5 protein-coding genes are annotated in these 4,456 nt (G+C 69.0%); 4 read left to right on the forward strand and 1 reads right to left on the reverse strand.

Translation table 11 applies throughout. The features are described from left to right. The first annotated feature begins 161 nt into the window (after positions 1 to 161). Positions 162 to 590, forward strand: a complete 429-nt coding sequence (locus AC1DXV_RS31715) for an Hsp20/alpha crystallin family protein (protein WP_477937460.1) — start codon at positions 162 to 164, stop codon at positions 588 to 590. Here AC1DXV_RS31715 and tsaD read toward each other — a convergent pair. Next, complete coding sequence (tsaD, locus tag AC1DXV_RS31720; RefSeq protein WP_477937462.1) at positions 583 to 1,638, reverse strand: tRNA (adenosine(37)-N6)-threonylcarbamoyltransferase complex transferase subunit TsaD; 1,056 nt, start codon at positions 1,636 to 1,638, stop codon at positions 583 to 585. The two genes, AC1DXV_RS31715 and tsaD, sit on opposite strands and share 8 nt — an antisense overlap. Positions 1,639 to 1,822: 184 nt before the next feature. Between tsaD and AC1DXV_RS31725 the strand changes: the two genes are divergently transcribed. The 3 genes from AC1DXV_RS31725 (at position 1,823) to AC1DXV_RS31735 (ending at position 4,336) form a co-directional block, all read left to right on the forward strand. Then, positions 1,823 to 2,116, forward strand: a complete 294-nt coding sequence (locus tag AC1DXV_RS31725) for a hypothetical protein (protein WP_477937464.1) — start codon at positions 1,823 to 1,825, stop codon at positions 2,114 to 2,116. 58 nt (positions 2,117 to 2,174) lie between these two features. Then, the gene (locus AC1DXV_RS31730) at positions 2,175 to 2,825 is read left to right on the forward strand and encodes an ANTAR domain-containing response regulator (RefSeq protein ID WP_477937465.1); all 651 of its coding nucleotides are present in this window, start codon (positions 2,175 to 2,177) and stop codon (positions 2,823 to 2,825) included. Positions 2,826 to 3,112: 287 nt separating this feature from the next. Continuing rightward, positions 3,113 to 4,336, forward strand: coding sequence for a CmpA/NrtA family ABC transporter substrate-binding protein (locus tag AC1DXV_RS31735; protein WP_477871995.1), 1,224 nt, complete (start codon positions 3,113 to 3,115; stop codon positions 4,334 to 4,336). Positions 4,337 to 4,456: the final 120 nt, after the last annotated feature.

Here is a 4,456-nt window from a genome sequence, read left to right on the forward strand (position 1 = left end):
GGGCCCGCCACCGCCGCCAGCCCTGCCAGCACCGCGCCGCAGCGCCTGACCCAACGCACGATCTTCATTTTTCAACCCACTTGAAAACAAAAATGCCGCTCCAAGTTTCAGCGGCATGGTTGCTGCGCTGTGCAGCGATTGAATGGATTGTAGGAGCCATCATGTTCGTTCTGACCCCCTCGCTGTCGTCGCGCCGTGCCACCTCGCTCGAGCGCGCTTTCGATCACCTGTTCGCCGACCGGCTGCCCCCGGCCCCGGCCCAGCCGCGCGTGCCCGCACTCGACGTCGTCGAGAGCGACACCGCGTACACGCTGACGCTCGACCTGCCGGGCCTGTCGAAGGAGCAACTGAAGGTCTCGGTGGAAGGCCGCCGCGTGACGCTGGAAGCCGGCGACGCGAAAACTGCCGATGCCAGGGAAGGTGAACGCGTGCTGTACCGCGAACGCAGTGCCGCGCACTACGCCCGCACGGTCGCGCTGCCGGCCGAAGTGGACCAGGCCAACTCGAGCGCGAAGTTCGAGAACGGCGTGCTGACGCTGACGCTCGCCAAGCGCGTGCCGACCGGCGCGACGCAGATCAGCATCAGCTGACGGCCTCGGCGCCGGCCGCGGCCAGCGTCGCCAGCGGCCAGCGCGGCCGCACGTCGAAGCCGTAGTCGCGGCCGGGCACGGCGCCGCGCTGCAGCCGCATCGCGGCGGCGAGCGCGATCATCGCGCCGTTGTCGGTGCACAGCGCCAGCTCGGGGTAATGCACCCTGACCTGGCGCTTCGCGCATTCGGCATCCAGCTGCGCGCGCAGGCGGCTGTTCGCGCCGACGCCGCCGGCGACGACGAGCCGCTTCAGCCCGGTCTGCTTCAGCGCCGCGAGCGACTTCTTCAGCAGCACCTCGACGATCGCGGCCTGCGTCGACGCGGCCACGTCGGCGCGCTGCGTGTCGCTCGGCGCATCGCCGAGCTTGCGCAGCTGCGTCATCACCGCGGTCTTCAAGCCGGCGAACGAGAAATCGAGATCGCCGCTGTGCAGCAGCGGCCGCGGCAGCGCATACGCATCGGGCCGCCCCGATTCGGCGAGGCGCGACAGCGCCGGCCCGCCCGGGTAGCCGAGACCGAGCAGCTTGGCCGATTTGTCGAAGGCCTCGCCGGCCGCGTCGTCGATGCTCTCGCCGAGCAGTTCGTAGCGGCCGACGTCGTCGACCCGCATCAGCTGCGTGTGCCCGCCCGACACCAGCAGCGCGACGAACGGAAACTCCGGCGGATCGCTCGCGAGGAACGGCGACAGCAGGTGCCCTTCGAGGTGGTGCACGCCAAGCACCGGCTTGCCGAGCGCCGCCGCCAGCGCGCAGGCCACGCCCGCCCCCACCAGCAGCGCCCCGGCCAACCCCGGCCCGCGCGTGAACGCGACCACGTCGACATCGGCCAGCGACGCGCCGGCCTCGTGCAGCACCTGCTCGGTGAGCGGCAGCACGCGCCGGATGTGGTCTCGCGAGGCCAGCTCAGGCACCACGCCGCCGTAGGCCTGGTGCATCGCGACCTGGCTGTGCAGCGCATGGGCCAGCAGGGTCGGAATCCCGCTCGGGCCGGCCTCCACCAGGGCCACGCCCGTTTCGTCGCACGATGATTCCACGCCCAGTACCTTCATCCGGCGAGTGTAGCCAGCGCACCCGCGCCACCCGCCGGCGCCAACTTTGTCACGGCACATCCAAGGGTTTACCCTCAATTACTATCCGACCCCCTTCCCGGTTCGAGCGCGGGCGACTAACCTGCGTGACCGAGCAGTGCACCGAAGCAACTGCCAACTACAACAACGTCGTTAGGGAAACCCCATGAAGCAATACCGCCTCCTGGCCTGGACGGAGCTGCCTGCGCCGTTCGATCGCACCGCGCACCGGCGCATGCTGAGCGACATGTCGCAGCGGCACATGACGCTGGAGCAGCTGGCGTCCATCGCCGGGCTGAAGCGCCCCGAGGTGCAGCTCTTCCTGGACGCGCTGGAGGCGCAGGGCCTGCTCGAAGAACGGGAGTTCGACGAGCCGCCCGCCGATTCGATGTTCGACTCGCTGCGGCCGCTGGGTGGCTGGATCCGCCGCGCGCTGCACACGAGTTCGCAAGAGCGCTGATTTCCCGGCGAGCCGGCCGGCCGCGCCGCATGGCGCGGATGTTGCTGCGCTCCTGCCCATGAAGCCGCCGCGCGCGCCGACCGCCCCGGTCCTGCGCATCGTCATCGTTGCCCCCGACTCGCTGGCCGCCGACGGCAGCGAAGGCGCGCCCGACCCGATCGAGGCCGAGCGCTCGCGGGCGCTGCGCATCGGGCTGCTGGAGAACGGCTACAACATCGTCGCGGTGCTGCCGGCCGATGTCTTCCTGCCGGAGCGGCTGGCGCAGATCCAGCCCGACATGATCATCATCGACGCCGAGAGCCAGGCGCGCGACACGCTGGAGCACGTCGTGATGGCGACGCGCGATGCGCGCCGGCCGATCGTGCTGTTCACCGATGACGACGACACCAGCCACGTGCCCGACGCGATCGCCGCCGGCGTCACCGCCTACGTCGTGGCCGGGCTGGCGCCGGAGCGGGTGAAGCCGGTGCTCGACGTGGCGATGGCGCGCTTCCGGCACGAGGAGGGCCTGCGCCGCGAACTGGCCGACGCCCGCACCGAGCTCTCGGACCGCAAGGTGATCGACCGCGCGAAGGGCCTGCTGATGTCGCGCCAGGGCCTCAGCGAGGAAGCCGCCTACGCGCGGCTGCGCAAGGCGGCGATGGACAAGGGGCTGCGGCTCGCCGACGTGGCGCAGCGCATCCTCGACGTGTCGGACCTGCTCGGCTGAACGCACTGCGGCAGTGCGGCCGACGGCGCACTTGGTGCGTCGCAGCATCGATGCAGCCCGCGCTCCCCCGGGAAGAAGGCTGTGGCACGCCACTTGCGTAGTGACGTGTGGAAGGTCAACGGCGATCTTCCACAGACATCCGCACGCACCAAGGTTGGCGCGACGCGGGTCGGACGATGGCGTCCCCACCGTGCAGGCTGAGCCCGCACCGTGCGGACGCCTTTTTGTTTTTGCTTTCCGAGAACCTGAGCCACGCCATGACAAGCCCACTCACGCGAAAGAACCTGATGAGCCGCCGAACCCTGATCAAAGCCGCTGCCGCCACCAGTGCCGCCGGCCTGGTGCCGGGGCTGCAGAGCGCCGTGCATGCACAAGGCTCCGACAAGCCCGAGAAGGAGGAGGTGCGCATCGGCTTCATCCCGCTGACCGACTGCGCATCGATCGTGATGGCCTCGGTGCTCGGCTTCGACAAGAAGTACGGCGTCAAGATCGTCGCGACCAAGGAGGCCTCGTGGGCCGGCGTGCGCGACAAGCTGGTCAACGGCGAACTCGACATGGCGCACGTGCTGTACGGCCTGGTCTACGGCGTGCACCTGGGCATCGGCGGGCCGAAGAAGGACATGGCCGTGCTGATGACCCTGAACAACAACGGCCAGGCGATCACGCTGTCGAAGAAGCTGGCCGACAAGGGCGCGGTCGACGGTGCGTCGCTCGCCAAGGTGATGGCCGCCGACAAGCGCGAGTACACCTTCGCGCAGACCTTCCCGACCGGCACCCACGCGATGTGGCTGTACTACTGGCTCGCGAGCGTCGGCATCAACCCGATGAAGGATGCCAAGGTGATCACCGTGCCGCCGCCGCAGATGGTGGCCAACATGCGCGTCGGCAACATGGACGGCTACTGCGTCGGCGAGCCCTGGGGCCACCGCGCGATCATGGACGGCATCGGCATCACCGCGGTGACCACGCAGGACATCTGGAAGGATCACCCCGAGAAGGTGCTCGGCACCACCGGCGATTTCGTCAAGAAGTACCCCAACACCGCGCGCGCCGTGATGATGGCGGTGATCGAGGCGAGCCGCTGGATCGACGCGAGCCTGCAGAACAAGCTGAAGATGGCCGAGACGGTGGCCGACAAGTCGTACGTCAACACCGGCGTCGACGCGATCAACCAGCGCATCCTGGGCCGCTACCAGAACGGCCTGGGCAAGACCTGGGACGATCCCAACCACATGAAGTTCTTCAACGACGGCGCGGTGAACTACCCGTACCTGAGCGACGGCATGTGGTTCCTGACGCAGCACAAGCGCTGGGGGCTGCTGAAGGAGCACCCGGACTACCTCGGCGTCGCGAAGCAGATCAACCAGATCGAGCTGTACAAGCAGGCCGCGAGCGCGATGAAGGTGAACGTGCCGAAGGAGCCGCTGCGCAGCGCGAAGCTGATCGACGGCGTCGTCTGGGACGGCAAGGAACCGGCGAAGTACGCCGACAGCTTCAAGCTCAAGGCCTGAGCGGGCCACACAGGAGAACGCCATGGTGAGTGCCGTGTTCCATTCCCCGCGCGGTGCCGGCGACGAGGCCCCTGCGGCCGCGCCGGTGGTCGCGCGGCCGCCGCCGCTTCCGTCCACACC

This window comes from Rhizobacter sp. P3_C12 (assembly GCF_056402735.1).

Excerpts from the sequence above, each read along its gene's own strand:
- AC1DXV_RS31735 (WP_477871995.1), top strand. The coding sequence starts at position 3,113 with ATGAGCCGCCGAACCCTGATCAAAGCCGCTGCCGCCACCAGTGCCGCC.
- AC1DXV_RS31730 (WP_477937465.1), top strand. The coding sequence starts at position 2,175 with ATGAAGCCGCCGCGCGCGCCGACCGCCCCGGTCCTGCGCATCGTCATC.
- tsaD (WP_477937462.1), bottom strand. The coding sequence starts at position 1,638 with ATGAAGGTACTGGGCGTGGAATCATCGTGCGACGAAACGGGCGTGGCC.
- AC1DXV_RS31725 (WP_477937464.1), top strand. The coding sequence starts at position 1,823 with ATGAAGCAATACCGCCTCCTGGCCTGGACGGAGCTGCCTGCGCCGTTC.
- AC1DXV_RS31715 (WP_477937460.1), top strand. The coding sequence starts at position 162 with ATGTTCGTTCTGACCCCCTCGCTGTCGTCGCGCCGTGCCACCTCGCTC.